Source organism: Saccharothrix sp. NRRL B-16348 (assembly GCF_001280085.1).
In the GTDB taxonomy this organism is placed as follows: Bacteria; Actinomycetota; Actinomycetes; order Mycobacteriales; family Pseudonocardiaceae; genus Actinosynnema.
Genome location: NZ_LGED01000248.1, coordinates 35327 through 59962, shown reverse-complemented (window position 1 = coordinate 59962; position 24636 = coordinate 35327). Strand labels below are relative to the sequence as shown.

General features: G+C 70.2%; 17 protein-coding genes and 1 pseudogene. 7 read left to right on the top strand and 11 right to left on the bottom strand.

All coding sequences use genetic code 11. The annotated features are described in order from the left end of the window. Positions 1-43: 43 nt before the first annotated feature. A complete protein-coding gene (locus ADK67_RS40680; protein WP_082404561.1) occupies positions 44-1210 on the bottom strand; it encodes an ROK family protein in 1167 nt (388 codons plus the stop codon). 399 nt (positions 1211-1609) lie between these two features. On the opposite strand from ADK67_RS40680, the gene ADK67_RS40675 reads away from it, so the two are divergent. Both ADK67_RS40675 and ADK67_RS40670 read left to right on the top strand, forming a co-directional pair. Continuing rightward, complete coding sequence (locus ADK67_RS40675; protein WP_231648600.1) at positions 1610-5029, top strand: ThuA domain-containing protein; 3420 nt, start codon at positions 1610-1612, stop codon at positions 5027-5029. A 69-nt stretch (positions 5030-5098) separates the two neighbouring features. Next, positions 5099-5779: a hypothetical protein gene (locus ADK67_RS40670; RefSeq protein WP_053721926.1), complete on the top strand. Its 681-nt coding sequence runs from the start codon at positions 5099-5101 to the stop codon at positions 5777-5779. An 83-nt stretch (positions 5780-5862) separates the two neighbouring features. Here ADK67_RS40670 and ADK67_RS40665 read toward each other — a convergent pair whose 3' ends face one another. The 8 genes from ADK67_RS40665 to ADK67_RS40630 all read right to left on the bottom strand — a co-directional run bounded on the left by ADK67_RS40665 (position 5863) and on the right by ADK67_RS40630 (position 15700). Beyond that, on the bottom strand, positions 5863-6066 hold the full coding sequence (locus ADK67_RS40665) for a response regulator transcription factor (protein WP_053721925.1): 204 nt from the start codon (positions 6064-6066) through the stop codon (positions 5863-5865). Between the two features lie 57 nt (positions 6067-6123). Then, positions 6124-8853: a glycoside hydrolase family 2 protein gene (locus tag ADK67_RS40660; protein WP_231648599.1), complete on the bottom strand. Its 2730-nt coding sequence runs from the start codon at positions 8851-8853 to the stop codon at positions 6124-6126. A 245-nt stretch (positions 8854-9098) separates the two neighbouring features. After that, positions 9099-10430, bottom strand: a complete 1332-nt coding sequence (locus ADK67_RS40655) for an enolase C-terminal domain-like protein (RefSeq protein WP_053721924.1) — start codon at positions 10428-10430, stop codon at positions 9099-9101. Between the two features lie 60 nt (positions 10431-10490). Then, a complete protein-coding gene (locus tag ADK67_RS40650; RefSeq protein WP_053721923.1) occupies positions 10491-11303 on the bottom strand; it encodes an ABC transporter permease in 813 nt (270 codons plus the stop codon). After that, the gene (locus ADK67_RS40645) at positions 11300-12202 is read right to left on the bottom strand and encodes an ABC transporter permease (RefSeq protein ID WP_053721922.1); all 903 of its coding nucleotides are present in this window, start codon (positions 12200-12202) and stop codon (positions 11300-11302) included. Before ADK67_RS40645 ends, ADK67_RS40650 begins: the two co-directional genes overlap by 4 nt. Then, entirely contained in the window at positions 12199-13266 is a 1068-nt protein-coding gene (locus ADK67_RS40640) for an ABC transporter ATP-binding protein (protein ID WP_053721921.1), read from the bottom strand. Before ADK67_RS40640 ends, ADK67_RS40645 begins: the two co-directional genes overlap by 4 nt. Beyond that, positions 13263-14462, bottom strand: coding sequence for an extracellular solute-binding protein (locus ADK67_RS40635; RefSeq protein WP_053721920.1), 1200 nt, complete (start codon positions 14460-14462; stop codon positions 13263-13265). Before ADK67_RS40635 ends, ADK67_RS40640 begins: the two co-directional genes overlap by 4 nt. A 251-nt stretch (positions 14463-14713) precedes the next feature. Further along, positions 14714-15700, bottom strand: a complete 987-nt coding sequence (locus ADK67_RS40630) for a LacI family DNA-binding transcriptional regulator (protein ID WP_053721919.1) — start codon at positions 15698-15700, stop codon at positions 14714-14716. Here ADK67_RS40630 and ADK67_RS40625 point away from each other — a divergent pair. Together ADK67_RS40625 and ADK67_RS54270 are read left to right on the top strand one after the other, a co-directional pair. Beyond that, a pseudogene (locus ADK67_RS40625) lies at positions 15687-18252 on the top strand (glycosyl hydrolase 115 family protein). The gene ADK67_RS40630 and the pseudogene ADK67_RS40625 sit on opposite strands and share 14 nt — an antisense overlap. Then, positions 18141-18974, top strand: coding sequence for a hypothetical protein (locus ADK67_RS54270; protein ID WP_231648603.1), 834 nt, complete (start codon positions 18141-18143; stop codon positions 18972-18974). Before ADK67_RS40625 ends, ADK67_RS54270 begins: the two are co-directional and overlap by 112 nt. Positions 18975-19108: 134 nt before the next feature. Here ADK67_RS54270 and ADK67_RS54910 read toward each other — a convergent pair whose 3' ends face one another. After that, on the bottom strand, positions 19109-19522 hold the full coding sequence (locus ADK67_RS54910) for a glycoside hydrolase family 6 protein (RefSeq protein ID WP_331459384.1): 414 nt from the start codon (positions 19520-19522) through the stop codon (positions 19109-19111). Positions 19523-19585: 63 nt separating this feature from the next. Next, positions 19586-20731 carry a glycoside hydrolase family 6 protein gene (locus tag ADK67_RS40620; protein ID WP_269436142.1) on the bottom strand — a complete coding sequence of 382 codons (1146 nt, stop codon included), beginning with the start codon at positions 20729-20731 and terminating at the stop codon, positions 19586-19588. A 789-nt stretch (positions 20732-21520) separates the two neighbouring features. Between ADK67_RS40620 and ADK67_RS40615 the strand changes: the two genes are divergently transcribed. Genes ADK67_RS40615 through ADK67_RS40605 form a run of 3 tightly spaced genes read left to right on the top strand, consistent with a single transcriptional unit; the run spans position 21521 to position 24620 of the window. Continuing rightward, positions 21521-22651 carry an ATP-grasp domain-containing protein gene (locus ADK67_RS40615; protein ID WP_197289857.1) on the top strand — a complete coding sequence of 377 codons (1131 nt, stop codon included), beginning with the start codon at positions 21521-21523 and terminating at the stop codon, positions 22649-22651. Continuing rightward, entirely contained in the window at positions 22648-24117 is a 1470-nt protein-coding gene (locus ADK67_RS40610) for a pyridoxal phosphate-dependent decarboxylase family protein (protein ID WP_053721917.1), read from the top strand. Before ADK67_RS40615 ends, ADK67_RS40610 begins: the two co-directional genes overlap by 4 nt. Next, positions 24096-24620 (top strand): hypothetical protein, encoded by a 525-nt coding sequence (locus ADK67_RS40605; RefSeq protein ID WP_053721916.1) that lies wholly within the window; start codon positions 24096-24098, stop codon positions 24618-24620. Before ADK67_RS40610 ends, ADK67_RS40605 begins: the two co-directional genes overlap by 22 nt. Positions 24621-24636 lie beyond the last annotated feature (16 nt).

The window sequence follows — 24636 nt, the reverse complement described above, 5'->3', positions numbered from 1 at the left end:
GAGCCGCCCCAGGGGATTGTCAACCTACGTAACAAAGCGGCTTTCAGGTCAGCAGGGAGAAGATCGCGCCGCCCGCCGCCGCGCGTGCCCACTCCGAGAAGTCGAAGCCCTGCACGTCCAGCACGGCGCTGTCGACCCCGCCCTCGACCAGCCGGTCGATCTCGGCGTGCACGACGTCGGCCGCGACGCGGTAGGTGTCCAACCCCTCGCCGGTGAGCACCACCTTCTCCGGGTCGACCGTGTTCTGGATGAGGCCGATCAGCCGCCCCAGCGCCACACCGGCGGCCTCGACCGCCCGGCGCTCCGGACCGTCCCCGGCACGTGCCGCTTCGATGACCGCCCGGTAGTCGCCGGCCGCCGAACCGGCGTTGCGCACGACCGCGCCTTCAGGGAGCAGGGCGCTCGCGCAACCCTGGTGGCCGCGCTCGCAGACCGGCCCGTCCGGGACGACGACCACGTGGTCCAGCCGCCCGGCGACACCGTGGGCGCCACGCACCACCCGTCCGCCGATGACGAACCCGAAACCCAGCCCCGCGCCGATCGTGACCAGGGCCATGGACGACACACCCGCGCCGACCCGGCTCCAGGCCTCCAGCGCGGTCAGCGCGCTCACGTCGTTCTCGACCACCACCGGGTACCCCGTCGCCTGCGCGACCAGCTGCGAGAGCGGCACGTCGCCCGCCCACCCGAGGAACGGCGACTGGTGGACCACTTCTCCGCCCCGCTCGCCGGTCACCACACCGGCGAGGCTGATCCCGACCGACGTCAACCGCGGGAACCGGCCCCGGACGTCGTCGACGAGGGCCGCGATCTGCCCGACCACGTGGTCCACGTCCGGAGCCACGAGCGCAGCGCTCGACTGCTCCTGCACCGCCGCCGCCAGGTCCGTCACGACCGCGTGCAACGCGTCACCCGTGAGCTTGATCCCCAGGAAGTGGTGCGCCGACGCCACCACCTCCAAGACCTCGGAGGGGCGGCCGGTCGTCGCCCGCAGCTCGACCACGCCCTCCCGCACCAGGCCAACCTCGAGCAGCTCCCGCGTCACCCGCGTCAGGCTGGTCCGCGACAGGTCCAGCATGCGGGCCATCTCGGCACGGGGAAGCCCGCCGCGCGTCAACAACAGCCTCAACGCCGCACCCGAGGACGCGGACAGCCGGGGCCAGGCCTGAGCGCCGCTTCCGGACCCGACGACGACGGTAGAACGTGACATGCCCGTTACCGTACGGGACCGCGAAGGCGAGCCGTTCGAGCACGGAGAACGCCCAGCTCCGACGCCGCGGACACCAGCCCGAGAACGCAGACGCAGCAACAGGTTGGGCCGGACAGCCGCATTCCGGCGACGACCTGGCGAATATCCGACAACCAGGCACGGACTTTTGCATTGACGTCGCCATATGTCCCGCTTACCTTCACTGCGCGGGACATCGACGTCGGGCACCTCGCGCCGAGTCGTAGACGGTCGACCCGACGCGCTCGCCGTCGCCGAGTCGCCGTCCCGGCCGACTGCCACGCCGTCGGATGCCCGGTCGACGTTCGCCTCAAAGGAGAGACGGCAATGCGACATGCGCTCAGACGGCTACAGAAAGTAATACTCGCTTCACTTGTCGTGATGGGCTTGGTGGTTCCGGTCGCGTCGGCGCACCCGGAGGGGTTCCACGTCCTGGTGTTCAGCAAGACGGCGTCCGGGGCGTACCGCCACGACTCGATCCCCGCGGGCATCGTGATGTTCGAGGAGCTCGCCGCCGACCGGCAGTGGGAGCTGACCAAGAGCGAGGACTCGACGGTCTTCAACGACGCCGCGCTGGCGACGTTCGACGTCGTGGTCATGTTGCAGACCTCCGGCATGGTGTGGGACACCGACGCCCAGCGCGCCGCGATGCAGAAGTACGTCCGCGGTGGCGGCGGCGTGGTGGCGATCCACAACGCGACGGACATGAACATCGAGCAGAGCTTCCCGTGGTGGGACCAGATGCTCGGGATGAGCATGACCGCGCACTCCTCCATCGTGGCGGGCACCGCCAAGGTCGCCGACCGGGTCCACCCGTCGGGGCAAGGGCTTCCGGACCGCTGGAACCGCACCGAGGAGTGGTACAACTTCGACCGCAACGCCCGCGGTGACGTCCACGTGCTGGTGACGGCCGACGAGACGACGTACGACGCCGGCGGGTCGCGGATGGGCGCCGACCACCCGATCTCGTGGTGCCGCGACTTCGAGGGCGGTCGCCTCTGGTCCACGGCGATGGGGCACCAGGCGTCGAGCTACGCGGAGCCGCTGTTCCGCTCGCACGTCGCGGGCGGCGTGGAGTCGGCCGGCGCCAAGGTGGCCGCCGACTGCGGCCCGACGGTGTGGTCCAGCTTCGAGAAGACCGAGCTGGACGGCAACACGGTCGGACCGGCCGCGCTGGACGTGGCCCCGGACGGGCGGGTGTTCTACGCCGAGTACGGCGGCAAGGTCAAGGTCTACAAGCCGGACACCCGCGCCACCGTCACCGCCGCGACGCTGAGCGTCTACACCGGCGGTGAGGACGGCCTGACCGGCATCGCGCTCGACCCGGGCTTCGCCACCACCAAGTGGGTCTACCTGATGTACTCGCCCACCGGCACCGAGCAGGTCGCCAGGGTCTCCCGGTTCACCGTCAACGGCGACGCGCTCGACCCGGCCAGCGAGAAGGTCGTGCTGACCGTGCCGTCCTCGCGGCAGGCCGAACCGGAGCACACCGGCGGCTACCTCGCGTTCGGCCCGAACGGCAACCTCTACATCGGCACCGGCGACGACGTGAACCCGTTCGCGTCCGACGGCTACGCGCCGATCGACGAGCGGGCCGACCGGGCCCGGTACGACGCGCAGGGCACCTCGGCCAACACCAACGACCTGCGCGGCAAGATCCTGCGCATCCACCCCGAGCCGGACGGCACCTACACCGTCCCGCCCGGCAACCTGTTCGCGCCCGGCACGGCCCGGACGCGGCCCGAGATCTACGTCATGGGCTTCCGCAACCCGTTCCGGTTCGGCGTGCACCCCACCACCGGCGCGATCTACGCCGCCGACTACGGCCCCGACGCGGGTTCCGACAACGCGAGCCGCGGTCCCGGCGGGATCGTGGAGTGGAACCTGATCACGTCGCCGGGCAACTACGGCTGGCCGTACTGCATCGGCAACAACACCCCGTTCAACGACCACGACTTCGCGAACAGCACGTCGGGCGCGAAGTTCGACTGCGCCAAGCCCACCAACAACTCACCCAACAACACCGGCCTGACCAGCCTGCCCGCTGCGCGCGCCGCGGACGTCTGGTACGGCAACAGCGTCTCGGAGGGCAACAAGTTCCCCGAGATGGGTGACGGCGGCGAGGCGCCGATGGCGTTCCCGATCTACCGGTACGACGCGAACAACCCGTCGGAGACCAAGTTCCCCGCGTACTTCGACCAGACGCCGTTCTTCGGCGAGTGGGCGCGCAGCACGATGTTCGAGTTCCGGCTCGACTCGTCCGGGAAGCTGCTGAAGATCAACCGGTTCCTGTCGAACGTGGGCTTCAAGTCCCCGATGGACGCCAAGTTCGGCCCGGACGGCTCGCTGTACCTGCTGGAGTGGGGCGGCGGTTTCGGCCGCGACAACACCGACTCCGGGCTGTACCGCATCGACTACCGCTCCGGTGACCGCAGCCCGGTCGTGAAGGCGTCCGCCACACCGTCCACCGGCGGCGTGCCGCTGACCGTGAAGTTCTCCAGCGCCGGCACCTACGACCCGGAGGGCGGCCGGCTGAGCTACCAGTGGACGTTCGGCGACGGCGGCACGTCCACCGCGGCCAACCCCGAGCACACCTACACCGCTCGGGGGAACTACAACGCCCAGCTCACCGTGACCGACCCGACGGGCAAGTCCGGCGTGGCCAACGTGACCGTGACGGTCGGCAACACCGCGCCCACGGTGACGTTCACCGCCCCGGCGCACGGCGGGATGTTCGGCTGGGGCGACAAGATCCCCTACTCGGTGTCGGTGACCGACCCCGAGGACGGCACGATCGACTGCGACCGGGTGACCACGACGCCCGCCCTGGGCCACGACGAGCACGCGCACCCGATCACGGCGATCACCGGCTGCACGGGTGAGCTCAACCCGCAGACCGACAGCGCGCACGCGGAGGGCAACTCCTTCTACGTCGCGGACGCCACCTACACCGACAACGGCGTCTCGGGCGGCACCGGGCTGACCGGTCGCGCGCAGGTCCTGTTGCAGCCCAAGCACAAGCAGGCCGAGTTCTTCACGGGCTCGTCCGGTGTTCGGGTCGTGTCGCAGACCGAGGCCGAGGCCGACGCCCGGATCGGCGACATCAGCGACAACGACTGGGTCTCCTACCGCACGGTCAACTTCACCGGCATCGACCAGGTGTCGTTCCGGGTGTCCTCGCCGTCGGGCGGTGGCACGATCGAGCTGCGCGCCGGCTCACCGACGGGCGCCCTGATCGCCTCGGCGCCCGTCGGCAGCACGGGCGGCTGGAACAACTACGTGAGCCGGCCCGCCGTCAACGTGACCAAACCGAGCGGCACGGTCGAGCTGTTCATGGTGTTCAAGGCGAGCACGAACAACTCGTTCGACGTCGACTCCATGACCTTCATCGGCAAGGGTGTGGCGTCGGGCGGCGACACCGGCGGCGGCACCGGCAAGCAGATCACCGGTGTCGGCGACAAGTGCGTCACGCCCAACTCGGGCAGCTCCGCCGACGGCACCGCCGTGCAGCTGTGGCCGTGCGCCGGCCACCCGTACCAGAAGTGGACCGTCGAGGGCAGCACGCTGCGCACGCTCGGCAAGTGCATGGACCTCAACGGCACCTCCGCCGGTGACGGCACCGCCGTCCAGTTGCGCACCTGCAACGGGGCGGCCACGCAGAACTGGTCCGTGCAGTCGGACGGCACGATCCGCAACGGCGGCAAGTGCCTCGACGCCTACGGCGCCGGCTCCGCGGACGGCACCGCGCTGATCACCTGGACCTGCCACGGCGGGTCCAACCAGCGGTGGGCCTTGTCCTAGCGCCGACACGGGGTGGTGGCGCCGGCGCCACCACCCCCGCACCGCTCACCTTCCCCGAGGAGGAAACGCATGGCCAAGAACCGTCCCGCCAAGTCCCGGACCCCGCGGTCGGCGTCACGGGCGCAACGCCTCGCCGGACTGCTCACCGTTTTCGTGCTCGGTTTCGCGCTCGCCTTCGTGATCGGCACGTGGACCTCCGGTCCCGACGCGACCGAGCGCCGGATCGCCGAGCTGGAACAGGCGGAAGCGCGGCGCGACGTCGAGCAGATCGGGCAGCTGACCGAGCTGGCCCGGGGCAGCCGGGACCGCCTGACCCCGGTGTTGCAGGCAATGGCGAAAGCAGCGCCGCTCAGCCGTGACACGCCGAGAGGCCCACTCACCGCGCACGAGGTCGACGGGTGGCGCACGGTGCTGTCCGCCGAGGTCAAGCGGTACGAGGAGACACCGTCGTCGGGCAACGGCGTGAACGTCGCCCGGACCGCCATGCGGACCTCCGTCCGCCAGCTCGCCACCGCGGCCGACGGCTTCGCGGCCGCGGTCGCCGCGACCGGGCCGCTCGGCGGCGACCTGGTCACCCTGGCGGGGCACCAGCGGGACCTGGCGCTGCAGACGTGGTCGGTGGCGGCGCTGCAACTCGACGTGATCAACGTCGACGCCGGCAACGGGCACGTCCACGTGCAACTGCCGTCCGGTGGCGATTCCGGCACGATCCCGCTCGACGGCGAGCCCGAAGGCATCCAACGGCGCTGACGCCCTTCGACGGCGTTCAGCGCGGAAAGGGGTTGCGACACCGGCGGTGGCGCAACCCCTCCGCGTTCCGCCGGGCGAACCGCTCACAACCAGCCGTTGGTCGCGGCGAGGACGCCCAGTTGGAACCGCGTCCGCACGCCGAGCCTCAGCTGCAGGCTCGCGATCCTGCGACAGATCGTGCGTTCGCTCAGCCCGAGTTCCCGCGCTATCACCCGGTCGGTCGCCCCGCTCGCGATGAGGAGCAGGAGCTGCCGCGTCTGCGGGGTGGGCTCGTCTCCGACGATCACCGGCCTGTCATCCTTTCACTACGACCCGGTGCGGCCGATCGCGTTCACCACCCCGGGTCAGGCCGTGAACCGGAAGTGGACGGTGCGGTCGTACCGGCCGGTGGCCACGGCGCGTCGGCTCTCCGGGCCGAGGAGGTCGGGGGTGTGGTTCTTGGTGCCCATCGCCGGGATGGCGTCCAGCAGGGAGATCCCGCCGGCCGGGAACGGCGCGGTCGCCGTCATCGGCTCGGGGCCGACGTCGGGCGTGAACAGGCGGAGGAACAGGTCGTCCTGTTCGGACACGACCGTGATGACGCCTTCGGTGGTGCGCAGCGCGGCCCAGCAGGTGTTGGCGTGGTAGCCCTTGAACTCCGGGTACTGCCAGGCGTTCGCCCCGGTGGCGGTGCGGTTGTAGTCCTTGGTCCACACGCCGTGGTGCACGCCGCGCCTCCGGTTCTGCCAGACCCGGTACGGGCCGTCGCCCAGCCAGGTCAGGCCGAGCACGCGGTTCTCGGGGTAGTCGAGGTTCACGCCGAGGAAGTCGTGCGGGCCGGTCCGGGTGTAGCGGTACTCCAGGCGCAACCACCCGTTGGCGTCCATCCGCCACCGCACCTCGTTCAGGTCCCCGCGGTAAGTGGCCTGCACGACGTGGCCCGTGCCGTCGCGGAAGTGCGTGAGGCCGATCAGCGACGCCGAACCCACCGCCATGGCCGGGCCGTTGCCGAGCGACACGGTGGTCCCGTCGCGGGTGACCCGGGCCAGCCTGCCCGACCACTTGGAGATCGTGACCGCGGTGCCGTTCGCGGTCATGGTCACGCCCGTGCTGTCCTCCGTGACGGCCGTCGTGCCGGAGGCCGGGGCGACCACGACGCGGCGGGCGATGTCGGCCGCCTTCTTGATCCGCCACGTCCACGTGCAGATCGTCGCGCCGGCGCGGTCCAGGACGTCGACCCACAACGTGTCGGCGTCGGCCCACGTCGAGGGCAGCCCCAGCGTGACCGTGCCGGCGCCTCCAGGCGCGACGTCCGGGCCGGCCGCGGAGCCCTGCGCGAGCACGGTCGGCCCGGTGCCCGACGCGTCCGGCGCGGCCTGCCGGAGCAGCCGCCAGGAGAACCGGCAGCCCCGCAGGTCCGTGTGGTCGTAGCGGTTGACGACGTCGACCCGGCCGGCGAAGTCCGCCGGGAACGAGGTGGCGTAGTAGGCCGGGTTCGCGAGCTGGACCGGCGACCAGATGTCCCGGATGGTGTGGAAGCTGGCCTCCTTCTCGCGGAACGGCCCCAGGACGCCGTCAGGCGCGCAGTTGCCGGTGGTGTCGATCGCGCCTCCCCGGTCGTCGCGGACCAGGCCCTCGTCCACGAACGCCCAGATGAACCCGCCGGCGCGGCGCGGTCCGGCGCTCAACAACGCCCAGTAGTCGTTCAGGCCCGCGCCCGCGCCGCCGTCGTAGAGGCCGTGCAGGAACTCGGTCGGCAGGTGGATCATGGAGCCGGACAGGATGGCGCGGGTGCTGTCGTAGGTCTCGTAGTGGTCGGTGTCAATGCCGCCGAACTTCTCCCAGGGGTGGATCACCGGGCGGCGCTGGGGGTCGTAGCGGGCGTAGTGGTCGTCCAGGGCGGTGTTCCAGCCGCCTTCGTTGCCGTTGGCCCACATGATGATCGACGGGTGGTTGACGTCGCGGGTCACCATCGAGGCGACCAGCGGCGCGGCCACGGCCTCGTCGTAGCGCTTCTGCCAGCCGGCCAGCTCGTCGATCACGTAGAGGCCGAGTTCGTCGCACAGGTCGAGGAAGAACGTGTCCGGCGGGTAGTGCGACATCCGCACGGCGTTGTTGTTCATCTCCTTCATCAGCAGGATGTCCGTCCGGGCGAGGCGCGGGCTCGACGCGCGGCCCAGCGTCGGCCAGAACGTGTGCCGGTTGGTGCCCTTCAGGATCACCTTCGACCCGTTGACGTAGACGCCGTCGCCCTCACGGACCTCGATCGTGCGGAACCCGAACCGCTCGGTGATCCCGTGCAGCGGCTCACCGCCGGCGTCGACGAGGCGCACGTCGACCCGGTACAGGTTCGGCGACTCCGCCGTCCACGTCTCCGGCGAGGCCACCGAGGTGGTCAGCGTCGCCGTCGTGGCGCCCGGTTCGACCGGCGCGAAGAACGGGTCGCCGATCGGGGTGCCGTCGAGCCGCCGGACCTGGCCGACCACCCGCCCGGCCACGCCCGCCCCCGCCAGGTGCGCGTCCAGCCGGAAGGCTCCGGTGTGCCCGGCGTCGATCGCGACCCGGTCGATCCGCGACGCCGGGAACGCCTGCAACGACACCGGCCGGTAGACGCCGCTGAAGTTCCAGTAGTCGCCGCGCCGCTCGGCGTCGTTCACCGACTCGTCCGCCGACTCCCGGCTGACCGTCACCTCGATCAGGTTCTCCTGCCCCCACCGCAGCGACGACGTCACGTCGTACCGGAACCGGTAGAAGCCGCCCTGGTGCACCGGACCGGCCGACGTGCCGTTGACCCGCACCTCGGTGTCCGTCATCGAACCCTCGAAGACCACGAAGACCGTTCGGCCCGACCACGTGGCGGGCACGGTGAAGCGGTGCCGGTAGCGGCCCTTCTCGTCGGGCCGCAGGTCCCAGCCCCACCGGTAGGTGCCGAAACCGTGGCACTCCCAGTTCGACGGCGTCGGGATCGTCCCCCACACGCCGCTGTTCCGGCCCTCGGTCACCTGGAATTCCCAGGGGACCGTGTGGTCCGCGTCGGAACCCGTCAGCAACAGGGTCTCGGTGGCCGGCTCCGGGAAGTCGCGGTGGTTTTCCACGTGAGCCTCCATGGTGGGGTGCGCCTTTCATCGCCGACAAGGCGGCGTGAGACCAGAGACCGGTGAGGAGGAACCGCGTCCGACTCGGCGCACGGCGATGATCGGTCGTGCGGGGCCGTTCGACCTGGTGCTCATGCAACCTAGCGCACCCCTCGCGACCCGAACAAGGGGTTTGTCACGGTCCGACACTAACTGAATCCTCAACTATTCGTCGGTTCGACGTCGGTCTGCGCAGTCCACGTCCATCAGCGGACCAGGCTGGGGCGTTTGGGGTCGAACCGCCAGCCGGGGACCAGTTGGCGCATGGCGGTGGCGTCGTCGCGGGAGCCGAGCCCGTGCTCCAGGTACAGCTCGTGCGCGGCGGCGAGGGCGTCCCGGTCGAGTTCGACGCCGAGGCCCGGTGTGGTCGGGACGGTGATGCCGCCGTCGCGGATGCGCAGCGGCGTCCGGGTCAGCGCCTGGCCGTCCTGCCAGATCCAGTGGGTGTCCAGGGCGGTGATCGGTCCCGGTGCGGCGGCGCCGACGTGGGTGAACATCGCCAGTGAGATGTCGAAGTGGTTGTTGGAGTGCGAGCCCCACGTGAGGCCGAAGTCGGCGCACAGCTGGGCGACGCGGACCGAGCCGCGCATGGTCCAGAAGTGCGGGTCGGCCAAGGGGATGTCGACCGCGGCGGCGCGGACGGCGTGTGCCAGCTGGCGCCAGTCGGTGGCGATCATGTTCGTCGCGGTGGGCAGGCCGGTGGCGCGGCGGAACTCGGCCATGACCTCGCGGCCGGAGTAGCCGTCCTCGGCGCCGACCGGGTCCTCCGCGTAGGCGAGCACGCCGTGCAGGTCGCGGCACAGGTCGACGGCTTCCCGCAGCCGCCACGCGCCGTTGGGGTCCACCGTGACGCGGGCCTCGGGGAACCGTCGGGCGAGGGCGCGCACGGCCTCCACCTCCTGTTCCGCTTGCAGGACACCGCCTTTGAGCTTGAAGTCGGTGAAGCCGTACCTGGCCTGGGCGGCTTCGGCCAGCGCCACGACGGCTTCCGGGGTGAGCGCGGGTTCGCGGCGCAGCCGTTCCCAGTCGTCGGCGGGCGGCTGCTCGGTGACGTAGGGCAGGTCGGTGGCGTCGCGGTCGCCGACGTAGAACAGGTAGCCGAGCATCGGGACCACGTCGCGTCGCCTGCCGTCGCCGAGCAGGTCGGCGACGGGCACGTCCAGGTGTTGGCCGAGCAGGTCCAGCAGTGCCGATTCGAGGGCCGTCACGGCGTGCACGGTGGTGCGCAGGTCGAACGTCTGCGAGCCGCGCCCGCCGGCGTCGCGGTCGGCGAACGCGTCCGCGACCGAGCGCAAGAGCGGGCCGAACCGGGCGACGGGCTGTCCGACGAGCAGCTCGTTGGCGTCCTCGATCGTCTGCCGGATCGCCTCGCCGCCGGGCACCTCGCCGACGCCGACGCGTCCTCGGTCGTCGGTGACGATCGCGATGTTGCGGGTGAAGTACGGGGCGTGCGCGCCGCTGAGGTTGAGCAGCATGCTGTCGTGCCCGGCGACGGGAACTGCTTCGACGCGCGCGACGGTGGGGACCGGGCCGGTCATCGGGATCCTCTCGAGCGGTTTCAGGGTGATTCAGCCGGATCAACGGCGAGGTGCTTTCGATCAGTCGTGCTCCTTGAGCCTGGTCACCAACTGGGTGGGGTTGACGAATCTGAGTGCGATGACCAGCAGGACGAGCATGGACGCGGTGTAGATGACGGCCATGGCGTCGACGGTCTGCTGTGCGCGGATGCCGGCCGCCGAGACGGAGTAGAACAGCGAGACGACCAGGGTTTCGCTGTCGGGTCCGGCGGTGAGGAAGGTCAGCTCGAACATGCCCACGGTGCGGACGAGCACGAGGATCGAGGCGGCCAGGATGCCCGGGATCAGCAGTGGGGCCAGGATCCTGGTGAGGACCGCCGACGTGCGGGCGCCGCACATGCGGGCCGCGGACTCGATCTTGGTGTCGATCTGCTCGATGAACGGTGTCATGGTCAGCACGACGAACGGCACCGAGGGAACGAGGTTGGCCACGATGACGCCGGTCATGCTGCCGGCCAGGTGGAACTTGTAGAGCACGGTGGCCAGCGGGATGCCGTAGGTCATCGGCGGCATCAGGATGGGCAGCAGGAACAGCAGGTTGAGCAACTTCTTGCCGGGGAAGTCCCGCCGGGCCAGGGCATAGGCGGTCGGCACGCCGATCAGCACCGAGATGACGACCACGGCCACCGAGACCTGGAGGGTCACGAGCAGCACGTCGAACAGGTTGTACTCGCGCCACGCCTCGGCGTACCAGGCGGTGGTGAGGCCGTTGGGCCACCACGTGCCGAACCACTGGGTGCTGAACGAGTTCACGAGCACCGCGCCGACCACGCCGACGAGGTTGAGCAGGAAGAACGCCAGTGCGCCCCAGGTGAGCCAGGCTGCGGGCCTCATCCCTTGCCTCCTGTCGCGCCGCGGTACAGGGTGGTCCGCCAGAGCAGGACCAGGCCGATGACCAGCAGCATCACCACCGCCATGATCATGGCCACGGCGGAGCCCATCGGGTAGTCGAAGTCGCGGAACGCCGTGTTGTAGGCGGCGATGGAGATGACGTGGGTGGAACCCTGCGGTTCGCCGACCATGATCGCGGACGGGAACACCGAGAACGCGAGCACGAACGACAGGCAGAACGTCACCGCGAGCCCCGGCGCCAGCAACGGCATGACGATGTGCCGGAACCGCTGCCTCGGCGAGGCGCCCAGCGTGGCGGCGGCGCGTTCCAACGACGGGTCGATGCCGGACAGGTACGACAGCGTGAGCAGGAACGCGAACGGGAACCCGGTGATGATCAGGGAGAACAGCACGCCCCAGTAGTTGTGCACCAGGCGGACCGGCTCGTCGACCAGACCGAGGCCGAGGAGGATCTTGTTGAACCAGCCCACCGGGCTCAGGTACTCGATCAGGCCTTCGGCGGTGAGCACGGTGCCGAGGGTGATCGGCACCACGAGGATGGTCGTGATCAGCCGCTTGCCCCGGAACTTCCCGCGCATGCGGTAGGCGATGGGGATCGAGGCCAGCACGTTGAACAACGCCGCCGGCAGCCCGAGCCGCAGCGTGATCCAGATCGTGTCGCGCAGGTAGGCGTCGGTGAAGAACCGCTCGTAGTTGGCGAGTGGTCCGCCGGTGTTGGGCTGGAAGGACAACTGCAGCCCGTAGAGGAAGGGGTAGAGGAACAGCAGGGCGATGAACACCGTGCCGGGCACGAGCAGCAGCAGGAGCCGGTCGACGCCGCGTTCGGCCAGGCGGTGGCGCAGGGCCGGGGTCGCGGAGGTGGTGGTCGCGGTGGCGGTCACGGTGCGAACACCAGGACCCGCTCGACCGGCACCCGCAACCGCACCGCGTCACCCGGCGCGAGCCGTTCGGTGGTGCGCAGGTGCACCGCCCGCCCACCCGGCAACCGCGCCTCCACGGCCTGCTCGCGGCCGTGGTACTCCACGATCTCCACCTCGGCGCGCAGCTCGTCGGCCTGGGGCGGCGCCGAGGGCGCGAGGACGGCGAAGTCCTCGGGCCGGACGGCCACCACCGCCTCGCCGGAGGACGGACCGTTCCGGTTGACGCCGGTCAGTGCCACGCCCTCGGCGGTGACGGTGACGTGCTCGCCGTCGGTCGCGGTCACCACGGCGGGCAGGAGGTTGCGGTAACCCATGAACCCGGCCACGTGCCGGTTGACGGGTTGCGCGTACACCTCCTGCGGTGTGCCGACCTGCTGCACCTCGCCGTCGCGCATCACCACCAGCCGGTCCGCCAGCGCCAGCGCCTCCTCCTGGTCGTGCGTGACGTACACCGTGGTCAGCCCGAGCGACTGGTGCAACCGCCGGATCTCCGAACGCATCTCCAGCCGTAGCGAAGCGTCCAGGTTGGACAGTGGTTCGTCCATCAGCACCAACGGCGGCTCCATCACGACCGCGCGTGCGATGGCGACGCGCTGCTGCTGGCCGCCGGAGAGCTGGCCGGGGAACTTGTCCGCGTGCGCGCCCAGTTGCACCAGGCGCAACGCCTCCTCCACCCGCCGGGCCTGCTCGGCCTTGGCGACCTTGCGCATGGCCAGGCCGAACGCGATGTTGCGCCGCACGGACATGTGGGGGAACAACGCGTAGTTCTGGAACACCATGCCGAAACCGCGCTTCTCCGGCGGCAGCTGGTCGATCCGCTCGCCGTCGACCAGGATCCGTCCGCCGGACAGCGGCAGCAGCCCGGCCAGGCAGTTCAACGCGGTCGACTTGCCGCAGCCCGACGGGCCGAGCAGCGCCACGAACTCGCCGCCCTTGATCGTCAGGTCCATCCCGCGCAGCGCCACCTGCTCGCCGAACACGCGACGGACCCCGTCGATGGTCAACTCCGTGAACCGGTCGCTCATTTGCCCGTCTTCCCGCTGCCGATCTCGCGCTCCCACTTCTGGAACGCCTTCACCTGCGCCTCGGCCGGCAACGACGTCTCCTTCGGGTGGTTCTCGATCAAGGCGTCGTACTCGGGACGACCGAACTTCGCCAGCGCGTCACGCGACTCCTCCGGCGCCATGTCCAACGTGACGCCCTTGACCGCCGGACCCGGGTAGAAGTAGCCCTTGTCGTAGGCCTTCGCCTGCTGCTGCGGGTCCAGCATCCACTTGATCAGCGCCAGGTTCGCCGCCATGACGTCCTGCGACACGCCCTTGGGCACGACCGCGTAGTGCGCGTCGGTCACCCAGGTGAAGCCCTCCAGCGTGGTGACCTTCATGGTCTCCGGCACGGTGCCGAGCACGCGCGGGTTGATGTCCCACCCGGTGGTGGTGGCCACGACGTTCGCGGTGCCGTTGGCGAGGTTCTTCATCGTCTCGGTCGTGCCGGACGGGTAGTGGTCCACGTACCGGCCCAGCTCGGCGAGGTAGGCCCAGGTCTTCTCCCAGCCGTTCTCCGGGTCCTTGGGGTCCTTGTCGCCCAGGATGTAGGGCAGGCCCATCAGGAACGTGCGGCCGGGGCCGGAGTTCGCGGGCACGGCGTACTGGAACTTGCCCGGGTTGGCCTTCGCCCACGCCAGCAACCCGTCCGCGGTCTTCGGCGGGCTCGGCACCTTCGCCGGGTCGTACTCCAGCAGCGGCCCGGCCGGGTAGTAGGTGACCGCGATCCCCTGGCCCTGCGCCAAGTCCTGCATCGCGGCAGCGGGCGGCAGGTAGTTGTCCCGCAGGCCGGGGAACCTGGCCTCCTGGTCCGGCAGCAGCCTGGCCGCCAAGCCCTGACCGACCACCGCCGCCAGGCCGTCGGTGCCGGTGAGCACCAGGTGGGTCTGCGACCGGCCCGCGCTCTGCTCGGCCTTGAGCTTGCCCGGCATGTCGGGCGCGGTGGCCTTGGTGTAGTTGACCTTGCCGACCACGTCCGGGTTCGCCGCCACGAACTCGTCGATCATGCCCTGGGTCAGCTGGAGGTTGCCGGCGACGTCCAGCACGTTCAGCTCGACCGGGGCGGCGGGCTTCTCCGGCACCGAGGTGTACGTCGGCGTCGGACCGGCGGTGGGTGCTCCGCACGCGGCGAGCAGGAACAGCGACGCGACGCCGATCCCGATCGTGGTTCTTGACATTGTTTTCCCTTCGACGGACGGCAATGCGCGACGTCCAGGCACGGGGTGAATTCGTACCGGCCTTCCGTCGACCCGGTCAACGAGTTGCGCAACTAATTTCGGACTGAATCGAAACCGGCTGCGGTTGTTCACATATGCGGTCGCCCATGATTGTTCACAAATGTGACCAGGCGATTATCCGACCTATTCCGGGAAAGGCGGAACAGCGGGATCGTCGATCGATCCCGCTGTGGTCCGGCGTGGCGCGTCGGTCAGCCGCGGCGCGCGGGGCCGGTGGAGGCGCGCACGGTGAGCTGGGTCGGCAGGACGGTGCGTGGCGCGGCGGTCTCGGGGTTGTTCAGCAGGCCGATCAGCATGTCGATGCCCGCACGGCCGGCCTTCTGCTTGGCCAGTGCGATGGTCGTCAGCGGCGGGTCGACCAGTTCGGCGAGCGGGATGTCGTCGAACCCGACGACGCTGATGTCCCCGGGCACCTCGACGCCCAACGCCCGGAACCGCCGGAGCAGGCCCAACGCCATCAGGTCGTTGAAGGTCATGACCGCGGTCGCCCCCGTGGCCAGGACCAGGTCCGCGACCGCCGTGCCGCCGTCGAGCGTGGGTGCGGCGTGGCCGGTGTCGACCAGTTCGACACCCACGGCCGACGTCGTCAAGCGCAGGATGCGCTGTCGTTCCTTGTTGCTCCACGAGGTGCGGGGACCGGCGACGTAGGCGACGCGGCGGTGCCCCAGCGTCGCGAGGTGGCCCACCGCCTGGAGGATGCCGTCGTGGTCGTCGAACGTCACGGCGGGCACGTGGCGCACCCGGCGCTGCACCACGACCACGGGCAGGTCGCGGTACACCGAACGCAATTCGTCGTCGCTGCACCGGGCCGACACCAGCAGGAATCCGTCCACCTGCTTGGACATGGCCCGGATCAACGCCACCTCGGCCGCCGGGTCTTCGTCGGTGTCGGCCAGGAACACCGCGTAATCGAGTTCCCTGGCCCTCGCCTCGACGGCTTTGATGATGTCCGGGAAGAAAGGGTTGGCGATATCGGGCACGATCAACCCGAGGTTGCCGGTGCGCCCGGTGATGAGCCCTCGGGCGGCCCGGTTCGGGTAGTAGCCCAGCTCGGCGACGGCACGCTGCACCCGTTCCCGGGTGTCCGGGCGGACCTTGTCCGGCGCGGCGAGGGTGCGGCACACCGACGACGCCGACACCCCGGCCAACCGCGCCACGTCCTTGATGGTCACCGCCACGCCGCAGAGTCTGGAATCCGTTCCCGGATATGTCAATCTTCGAAACACTTTCGCGCGTCTTGACAGGTCAGGAGGGGGAACACACGCTGGAAACGATTCCAGCACGTTCCAGAGTCGAGCTGCTGAGGCGACCGCCCGTCACCGACGGGCCCGGATTTCGCCGACACCGCAACCGAAGCAACGCCGCTACGGAGGTCCCATGGAACCCCTGCCCGACCCCGACACCGCCGTGTCACGACGACGACGGCCCAGGGCGACGCGATCCAGGTCTGTTCTACTCGCCGCCGCGCTGCTGGCCGCGGCGGCGCCGCCGGTGCTGATCGCCGCTCAGGCGCCGGATGCGGCCGCGGCCCCCGACGGCGAGTACGTCTCGTTCACCCCGGTCGGCGGCGGGTTCACGCTCGCCGCGAACGGCAAGGCGGCACCGTTGTTCGTCAGCGGCGACGACTTCCCAGGTGTGGTTCGGGTGGTGGACGACCTGCGTAAGGATGTCCGGCGCGTAACCGGCGTCCAGCCGACCGTGTCCACCACGGTTCCCACCTCCGGTGAGCCCGTCCTGGTCGGCACGATCGGGCACAGCGCGCTCATCGACCGGCTGGTGTCGAGCGGCAAGCTGGACGTCGAGGGCATCCGCGGCAAGTGGGAGACCTCGTTGCAGCAGGTGGTGAACAACCCGCTGCCGGGTGTGCGCCGGGCCCTGGTGATCGCCGGCAGCGACCAGCGCGGCACGATCTTCGGCGTCTACGACCTCTCCCGCCGCATCGGCGTGTCCCCGTGGCACTACTTCGACGACGTGCCGGCGCGCAAGCACAGCGCCATCCACATCCGGCCGGGCCGCCACACGCAGGGCACGCCGGCGGTGAAGTACCGGGGCGTGTTCATCAACGACGAGAACCCCTCCACCGGCAACTGGGCCCCCAAGACCTTCGGCCCCGGTCACGCGCCCGGTCACCCGAACGGGCTGAACCACCAGTACTACGAGAAGGTCTTCGAGGCCATGCTGCGCCTCAAGGCCAACTACCTCTGGCCCGCGGTGGGGCCGGGCGTTCGCCGAGGACGACCCGCTCAACCACGCGACCGCCACCCGGTACGGCGTCGTGATGGGCACCTCGCACGAAGCGCCGATGATGCGCGGCATCGAGGAGTGGGTCCGGCACGCGAAGCCCGAGAGCGATCCCTACGGCGGCAACGGCGACTGGAGCTACACCACCAACAAGGCCGCCCTGCAGGCGTACTGGCGCGACGGCGTCAAGCGGATGGAGCAGGAGGACTTCGAAGGCGTGGTCACGCTCGGCATGCGCGGTGACGGCGACCGGCCCAACCCCGACGCAGGCCGGGACGTCATGGAGCAGATCATCGCCGACCAGCGCCGCATCCTGGACGAGGAGTCGGCCAAGCCGATCACCGAGATCCCGCAGGTCTTCACGCTCTACAAGGAGGTCCAGCAGTACTGGGACGCCGGCATGCGCCCGCCCGACGACGTCACGGTGGTCTTCGCCGACGACAACTGGGGCAACATGCGCAAGGTGCCCGACGCCTCGCTGCCGCCGCGGGCGGGTGGCTACGGCCTGTACTATCACTTCGACTACGTCGGCGGCGGCCGCAACTACAAGTGGGTCGACACCAACAACCTGGCCAACACCCGCGAACAGCTGAACCTGTCGTACCAGTCGGGCATCGACCGGCTGTGGGTGGTCAACGTCGGCGACCTGAAGAACGAGGAAGCGCCGACCCAGTTCTTCCTGGACTACGCGTGGAACCCGTCCTCCATCCCCGCCGACGGGATCAAGGACTGGACCCGGGAGTACGCCGCCCAGAACTTCGGCGACCGGGCCGCACCCGCCGTCGCCGAGGTGCTGCACGCCTACGGGCAGTTGCAGGCGCGGCGCAAGCCCGAGGCGACCAACCGGCGCTACAACCGCAACGCCAACGGTTCCTACGGCACCGACGACACGATGACGCCGTACAGCATCGAGAACTACGGCGAACTGGACCGCGTCACCGCCGAGTGGCAGGAGCTCGCGGCGAAGGCCGAGGCGGTGAACCGGAGCCTGCCCGCCGCCGACCGGGACGCCTACTACCAACTGGTGCTGTACGCGACCAAGGCCACCGCCAACCTCTACGAGCTGCGCCGGGCCCAGTTCCTCAACCGCTGGTACGCCTCGCCGCGACCGCCGAGGCACGGCTGGCCGACGACGTGGCCATGTCGAACCACTACAACACCACCCTCGCCGGCGGGAAGTGGACGGGCTGGCAGACGCAGACCAAGTTCGGCTACGGCGACAAGGCCCGCTACGGCAACAACGCGAGCTGGCAGGAACCACCGGCGCCCGACCAGATCTACCCCGCCCTGCAACGTATCACCGTCCCGGCCGCGGCGGAGCTGGGCGTGGCCGTCGACGGCTCGCTCGACTGGTGGCCCAACGCCACCACCCAGCCGGTGCTGCCGGAGTTCAGCCCGTACCAGACCGCACCCGCCCAGCACATCGAGGTGTTCAACCGGGGCACGACCCCGTTCGACTACCGGGTCACGCCGTCCGTGCCGTGGCTGACCGCCACCGACGCGGCCGGCACCGTCACCCAGCAGGCCCGCGCCACCCTGCGGGTCGACTGGGCCAAGGCGCCTGCCGGGAAGACCACGGTGCCCATCACCGTCACCGGCGCCGGGCGCACGGTCACCGTGCAGGCCGTGGTGAACAAGCCGACCGAGGCCCCCAAGCACGGGTTCGTGGAGGCCGGTGGTTACGTCTCCATCGAAGCCGACCACCACACCAAGGCCGTCGACGCCAACGGCATCACCTGGTCGCGCGTCCCCGACATCGGCCGCACCGGATCGGGCATGCAGCCCAGCCCGGTGACCGCCCCCGTCCAGACGCCGGGAGGCGACGGCGCACGCCTGGAGTACCAGGTCAACCTCACCACCACCGGACCGGTCACCGTGTGGGCCCACCTGTCACCCCGCAACAACGTGCGGCCCGGCGACGGCCTCAAGTACGCGATGTCGATCGACGACCAGCCACCCCAGACGGTCAACGTCACGACCGCCACCAGGGCCGACGACACGACCATGAACAAGGGCTGGGAGGTCAACGCCATGGAGGCGGTCAACCGCACCTCCACCACCTTCACGGTCACCTCCCCCGGCGTGCACACCGTGAAGTTCTGGGTGGTCGACCCCACCGTGGTGCTGCAGAACCTCGTCATCGACACCGGCGGCCTGAAGTACAGCTACCTGGCCCCGCCGGAAAGCCACCGGGCCTCCGCACGTGGTTAGCCACCGGTTGACGGACGCCGTGCCGACCCGGCTGTTCTCCGCCGCCTGACCGTTCAGGCCGCAGGCCCGTAGGCGGCGTCTCTTCGGACGCCGCCTACGAGGCTGTGCAGGTTCAGTTGTGGATCAGTTGGTGGTCACAGCGCCGGGTGGGCGTTGCGCATGAGCTCCTGGAACTGGGCCGGGAACCAGTGGCCCGAGAGCGGGGCGTTGGGCAGCGCGCCGGACATGTTGTTGCCGTTGCGGATGTTGCCGGTGTAGGTCGGGTCGCACATCCGGTCGAAGCCCTTGCCCTCGTCGTTGGGGATGAGGGTGCTGGAACCGTCGGACTCGCCCGGCGGCTTGATCCAGACGTAGGCGTCGATGTTCGGCTTGGGAGCGGCCTGCGGACGCTCGCCCAGACCCGCGCCGGACTGGTTGCACCAGTTGCCCTTCTGGAAGCGGCGGTCGATGCGCGACTCGTTGACGTAGGTGGTCGGGTCGGTGGAGGTGGACTTGGCGGTGGGACGGTTCGGGCCGCCCCAGCCGTTGCGCGAGGTGTCGATCAGCATGCCGATGCGCTGTCGAAGCCCTGCTTGACCAACTCCGTGCGGAACGCGGTGGCGAAGCCGAGTTCACCGTTGAAGTCGTTCCAGTCGACCCACTTCGAGGCCTCCTTGACCGGCCGGCCGCCGACGTTGTCGTCCACCGTCCAGTACGGCTCCTCCAGCGGCGAGTAGTTCGCCGTGTTGGTGATGAAGCCGTGGACCTTTGTCCTTGGTGGCGCCGTTGCGGCCGAGCAGCGTGGCGAACAGCTTCGCCGAGGCGAAGAAGTTGTCGTACTGCGGGTTCGTGTCGCCCCAGCCGATCCAGCCGTGGTGGGCGGCGTCGATGTAGTTGTAGACGTTCGGGATCGCACCCAGCTTGCCGAGCGCGTACGAGACGCCCTCGATGTAGTTGCCGTTGGCCTTCATCGTGTCGCACTCGGGCGTCGCGGTGGGACGCGGCGAGACGTTGGTGACCAGGTTCGGCAGGGAGTCGATCTCGATGACCGAGACGATGCGCAGCTTCGAGTACTCCGGCCGGGCCACGATCTCGGCGATCTTGTCGACGTACTCGGTCTTGTAGCGACAGGCCAGCGCGGCGCAGTCGCGGCCGGGCAGGTTGTAGACGACGAACTGGAACACCAACTGGCCGTCCGCACGGGCCGCGCGCTGCTTCTCGGCCTCGTTGAGGTGATCGACCAGCCCCATGGAACCGGTGGTCGGCGAACCGTTGCCGGTGATGGCGCTGATCCGGTCCATCCACACGCCGGTCGGCTGGTTCGCGATCCGCGAGCCACCCGGCTCCGCTGCGGCCTGACGCGACCACTGCGGGTTCACGTACACGCCGGCGCCGACGTACGGGTTGTCGGCCTTCGGGCCACCCGGGTTGGTGTCGGTCGTGGTCGTCGTGGTGGTGGTCGTGGTGTCGACCGTCCCCGTGCACACCGTGCCGTTCAGCTTGAACTGCGTGGGCACCGGGTTCGTCCCGTTCCACGAGCCGTTGAACCCGGGCGACACCGAAGCGCCGGTGCCCAGGTTCGCGCTCCAGGAGGGGTTGTGGACAGTCACGCGCGTCCCGGACTGGGAGAACGTCCCGTTCCACCCCTGCTGGACCGTCTGGCCGGCGGCGAAGTCCCACTCCAGCGTCCAACCACCGGAGATGGCGTCACCGAGGTTGGTGACCGTGACGTTGGCGCCGAATCCGCCTTGCCACTGATTCGAGATCTGGTACGCCACCCGACAACCGGCGGCAGCATTGGCGGTGGCGGTCGAAGCCACCACCCCGGCCACGGACAGGGCCGCCACCGGCCGCCACCGAGGTCACCGCCAATGCCCCGGTCAGTTTCCGGGAACGTACGAACGTGCGCAGACTCATGCATCGCCTCCTTGCGAGCAACCCGCCATCTTCTGGGAGCGCTCCCAGGTATGCCGCCCAGACCGATCCGACGTACGACCAGAGAGGTGACTGGGAGCGCTCCCAGACGGACCGTAACCCACCTCGACCCGTTTGTCACGCATGTTGACAAACGGGTCGCCCGCCGCTTGCGACGCGGGAGGCTCAGGCGGTGATCCCGACCGAGGGGCCGCATGCCACGAGAACGTGATCTGCCTCTGAACGCCAGAATGATCACGCACCAGCCTGCAGAGTTGCGATCGAGGGCTATCCCTTGAACCACAGGCCCCAGCCGCTTCGGTTCATCTCGTCGCGTCGTTGTGTTACCGAATCGATCGACAGTGACCTGGAAGGATGAACCGCAGTGGCGTTGCGGTGATTGGCCGGACGTTGGGGCAGGTGAGAATTACGTTGCCCGGATGGATGGACACCGACGAGTGGACGGTGCCGGCCGGGTGCTGCCGCACGGCGTGGCGGTGGGGCCGGGCGCGGTGGCGGTGGGGGCGGTGGTTGAGGGGATTTGGTGGTACGACAGGTCGGCGTTCATCAGTGCGGCGTGTGGATCGGTGGTGCCGGGGTTGACGTACCGGCCGCGGCGGCGTGGTGGCGGTGGTCGTGGGGTGGGGCGGTGGGTGTCGGTAACGTTCGCACCCGAGCACGACGGTGCGGGACGTCCGTGGGAGGACGACCCTGACGCGCGGTTGCTCGCGCCGGCCCGGTCGGTGGCCGAGTGGGCCGCGGACAAGATCAACGCGGTGGCGATCTTCCGCGCGGCAGGGGTGCGCGCTCCGGCGTCGGTGGTGCTCCAGGCCGGTGCGACGGCTGTTCCCGACGAGGTGTCGGGGTGGCTGCGCGACGGTCCCGTGGTCCTGCAACGGCCCGCCAACAACCTCATCGGCCGCGGCACCCGGTTGGTGTGCTCGGACGGGGAGTTGGTCGAGGCGTTGGCCGACTGGTCGGGCGAGCCGCTGAAGGTCTCACGTCACGTGCCGGGCTTGCCGATCACGGTGTCCGGGTGCGTCGGTCGTGACGTGACGGTGGTGTCGGGGGTCTCGCAGCAGTTGGTCGGGATCGCCGAGCTCGGGGTCGGCTGGGGCGCGCACTGCGGCAACCAGCTGCTCGGCGACGCCGACGTGCCGGCGGAGGTGCTGTCGCGAGCACGGGCGGCGTGCCACGCGGTGGGTGAACGGCTGCGCGCACGCGGGTTCCTGGGTGTGTTCGGCATCGACGCGGTGCTCGACCGGGACGGTCGCGTGTGGGTCATCGAGATCAACCCCCGGTTCCAGACCGTCGTGTCGCTGGTGCACGCGGTCGAGGTCGAGCGGGGGTTGCTGCCGTTGCTGGGCACGCACGTCCTGGCCAACCTCACCCCGCTCACGCCCGTGCTCGCCGCCGGCGACCGCGATCCGTCCTCTCCCCCGTTCAGCCAGTTCGTGGCGCACTTCAGCGACACCGGCCTGGCCCCACGATTGCCGGAAACCGGGTGCTACCGGATGGTCGCCCCGGGAGTCGTCCGCCGCGTGGCGGACCGCGCGTTGTCGCGGTTGGGCCCCGACGAGGCGCTGGTGTGGGCCCACGCCGGCGAAGGGGACGTGGTCGAACCGGGTGACGAGGCGGTGCTCGTGCAGTTCGGGCGCCGCGTGGCCACCCTCGAACACCCGCCACGGCTCACCGCCGACGCGCGGGCGTGGCTCGATGTGCTGCGTCCCACCGCACAACACCCGCGACCCCTCGCGCAACCGTCCCCGGGACGTGACCGGTGATCGGCCGGCACGACGCCGGTGAACTGCGCCGGCTCGCCCACGCGGTGGCCGACCTGGTCGTGGACCACCACCTCGGGCTGACCACCGCGTCACCCGGCCGCCGGGCCCGGCCGGCAGACCTGGCGTGGCTCGACGAACCGGCGCCGCGCGACCCCACACCCGCCGACGCGGTGCTGTCCCAGGTCACCGGCGGGATCCTGCCCCACCTGCTCAAGGCCGACCACCCGCGCAGCTTCGCCGGCGTGCCCGGTCCGGCGGACCCGGTGGCCGCCCTCGCCGACGCGTTGGCGACCGGGCTGAACCTCACCACGGTCAACTGGTCGCTGGCCGCGGGCCCGTCCCAGGTCGAGCTGGTCACCGCCGGGTGGCTGGCCGCGGCGTTGGGGATGCCCGCGGGCAGCGGTGGCGTGTTCACCTCGGGCGGCTCCGTCGCGAACCTGACCGCCATCGCGGTGGCCCGCGACCGGCTCGGCCCGCCACCGCACGACCGCGTCCCGATCGTCTACCACGGCGACCAGGCCCATCCCAGCGTCGGCCGCGCCTTGCGCGTGCTGGGTTTCGCCCCCGACCAGATCAGGGTGCTGCCCTGCGACGACGACCGCCTCGTGCCCGACGCCGTGCGCGCCGCCGTGACCGCCGACCGCGCCGCCGGACGTCGACCGCTGATGGTGATCGCCACCGCGGGCACCACCAACACCGGCACCGTCGACCCGTTGGCCGAGCTGTCCCGTGTGTGCCGGGACGAAGGGCTCTGGTTCCACGTCGACGGCGCGTTCGGCGCCGCCGCGGCCTTGGGAACACGGGGAAGCCCGCGGCTCGACGGACTGTCCGAAGCGGACTCGATCACCGTCGACCCGCACAAGTGGCTGTTCCAGCCGTTCGGGCTGGGTTGCCTGCTGCTGCGCGAACCCGGCGCCCTGGCGGGAACCTTCCACCTGGGCTCCGACTACCTCACGGCGATGCACGACCCGGGGCAGTCCCGGGACCTGGGCACCAGCGGCATCGAGTACACCCGGCCCTTCCGGGCGTTCAGGTTGTGGTTCACGATCAAGGTGCACGGCCTGGACGCGGTGCGCGACGCCGTCGACCGGGGTCTCGCCCTCGCCTCCCACTTGGCCGCCGAGGTGCGCGGGCGGCCGGGCTTCGAGCTGCTCACCGGCCCTCGCCTGGCCGTGGTGTGCTTCACCCACCGCGCCGCCGGGCACGACGCGCGGGCTCACCAGCGGATCAGCGACCGGCTCCTCGACCTGACCCCCGGGTCCCTGCTGCTGCCCACCCGGGTCGCCGGCCGACCCTGCTTCCGCGCCTGCACCATCAACCCCCGCACCACCGGGCAAGACCTCGACACCCTGCTCGACCAGATCGAACAGCTCGCCGTCACCGAACCGGAACGGCACGACGGACCACCGTCGACCGCCACGCCAGACCCTTCGGAGGGAAGACGATGTCCACAGGCCGGACACTGATCACGACGCTGCTCGTCGCACTGCTCTCGGTGATCGCGGCACCCGGTTCCCGGGCGGAACCGGGCCCGGCGGTCGAAGCGCTGACGACCTGCGTCGGGACCAACACCGTGCGCTTCGACCCCGGTCTGCGGCTGCTGCCGCGGCACGTCGCCATCTCCGGCAGCGGCGCCTACAGCTGCGTCTCCACCGACCCCGCCATCACGTCGGGGACCTCGGTCGTCACCGGGTCCGGGACGTTGGGGTGCCTGACTTCCGACGGGAGCACCACGGAGGTCATCACGTGGAACACGGGCGAGTGGAGCAGGGTCGCCTACACCCTCGCCGTCATCGTGCAACCCGGCGGCGAGGCGATCGTCGTCGTCATCGGCACCGTCGAAGCCGGCAAGTTCGCGGGCAGTCCCATCGCCTCTCCCGGCGCGCAGGTCACGCTCGACCCGCTGCAGTGCCTCGGCAGCACCGGCGTGGAGCTGATCACCGGCCCGTCCACCTTGATCATCGGCTGACCGCCGCACGGTCCCT

What these genes read in the sequence shown, in the direction of transcription:
- ADK67_RS40655 (WP_053721924.1), bottom strand. Translation starts at nt 10,430, where the DNA reads ATGACCGGCCCGGTCCCCACCGTCGCGCGCGTCGAAGCAGTTCCCGTC.
- ADK67_RS40640 (WP_053721921.1), bottom strand. Translation starts at nt 13,266, where the DNA reads ATGAGCGACCGGTTCACGGAGTTGACCATCGACGGGGTCCGTCGCGTG.
- ADK67_RS54910 (WP_331459384.1), bottom strand. Translation starts at nt 19,522, where the DNA reads ATGCTGATCGACACCTCGCGCAACGGCTGGGGCGGCCCGAACCGTCCC.
- ADK67_RS40670 (WP_053721926.1), top strand. Translation starts at nt 5,099, where the DNA reads ATGGCCAAGAACCGTCCCGCCAAGTCCCGGACCCCGCGGTCGGCGTCA.
- ADK67_RS40605 (WP_053721916.1), top strand. Translation starts at nt 24,096, where the DNA reads ATGTCCACAGGCCGGACACTGATCACGACGCTGCTCGTCGCACTGCTC.
- ADK67_RS40675 (WP_231648600.1), top strand. Translation starts at nt 1,610, where the DNA reads ATGGGCTTGGTGGTTCCGGTCGCGTCGGCGCACCCGGAGGGGTTCCAC.
- ADK67_RS40650 (WP_053721923.1), bottom strand. Translation starts at nt 11,303, where the DNA reads ATGAGGCCCGCAGCCTGGCTCACCTGGGGCGCACTGGCGTTCTTCCTG.
- ADK67_RS40680 (WP_082404561.1), bottom strand. Translation starts at nt 1,210, where the DNA reads ATGTCACGTTCTACCGTCGTCGTCGGGTCCGGAAGCGGCGCTCAGGCC.
- ADK67_RS40635 (WP_053721920.1), bottom strand. Translation starts at nt 14,462, where the DNA reads ATGTCAAGAACCACGATCGGGATCGGCGTCGCGTCGCTGTTCCTGCTC.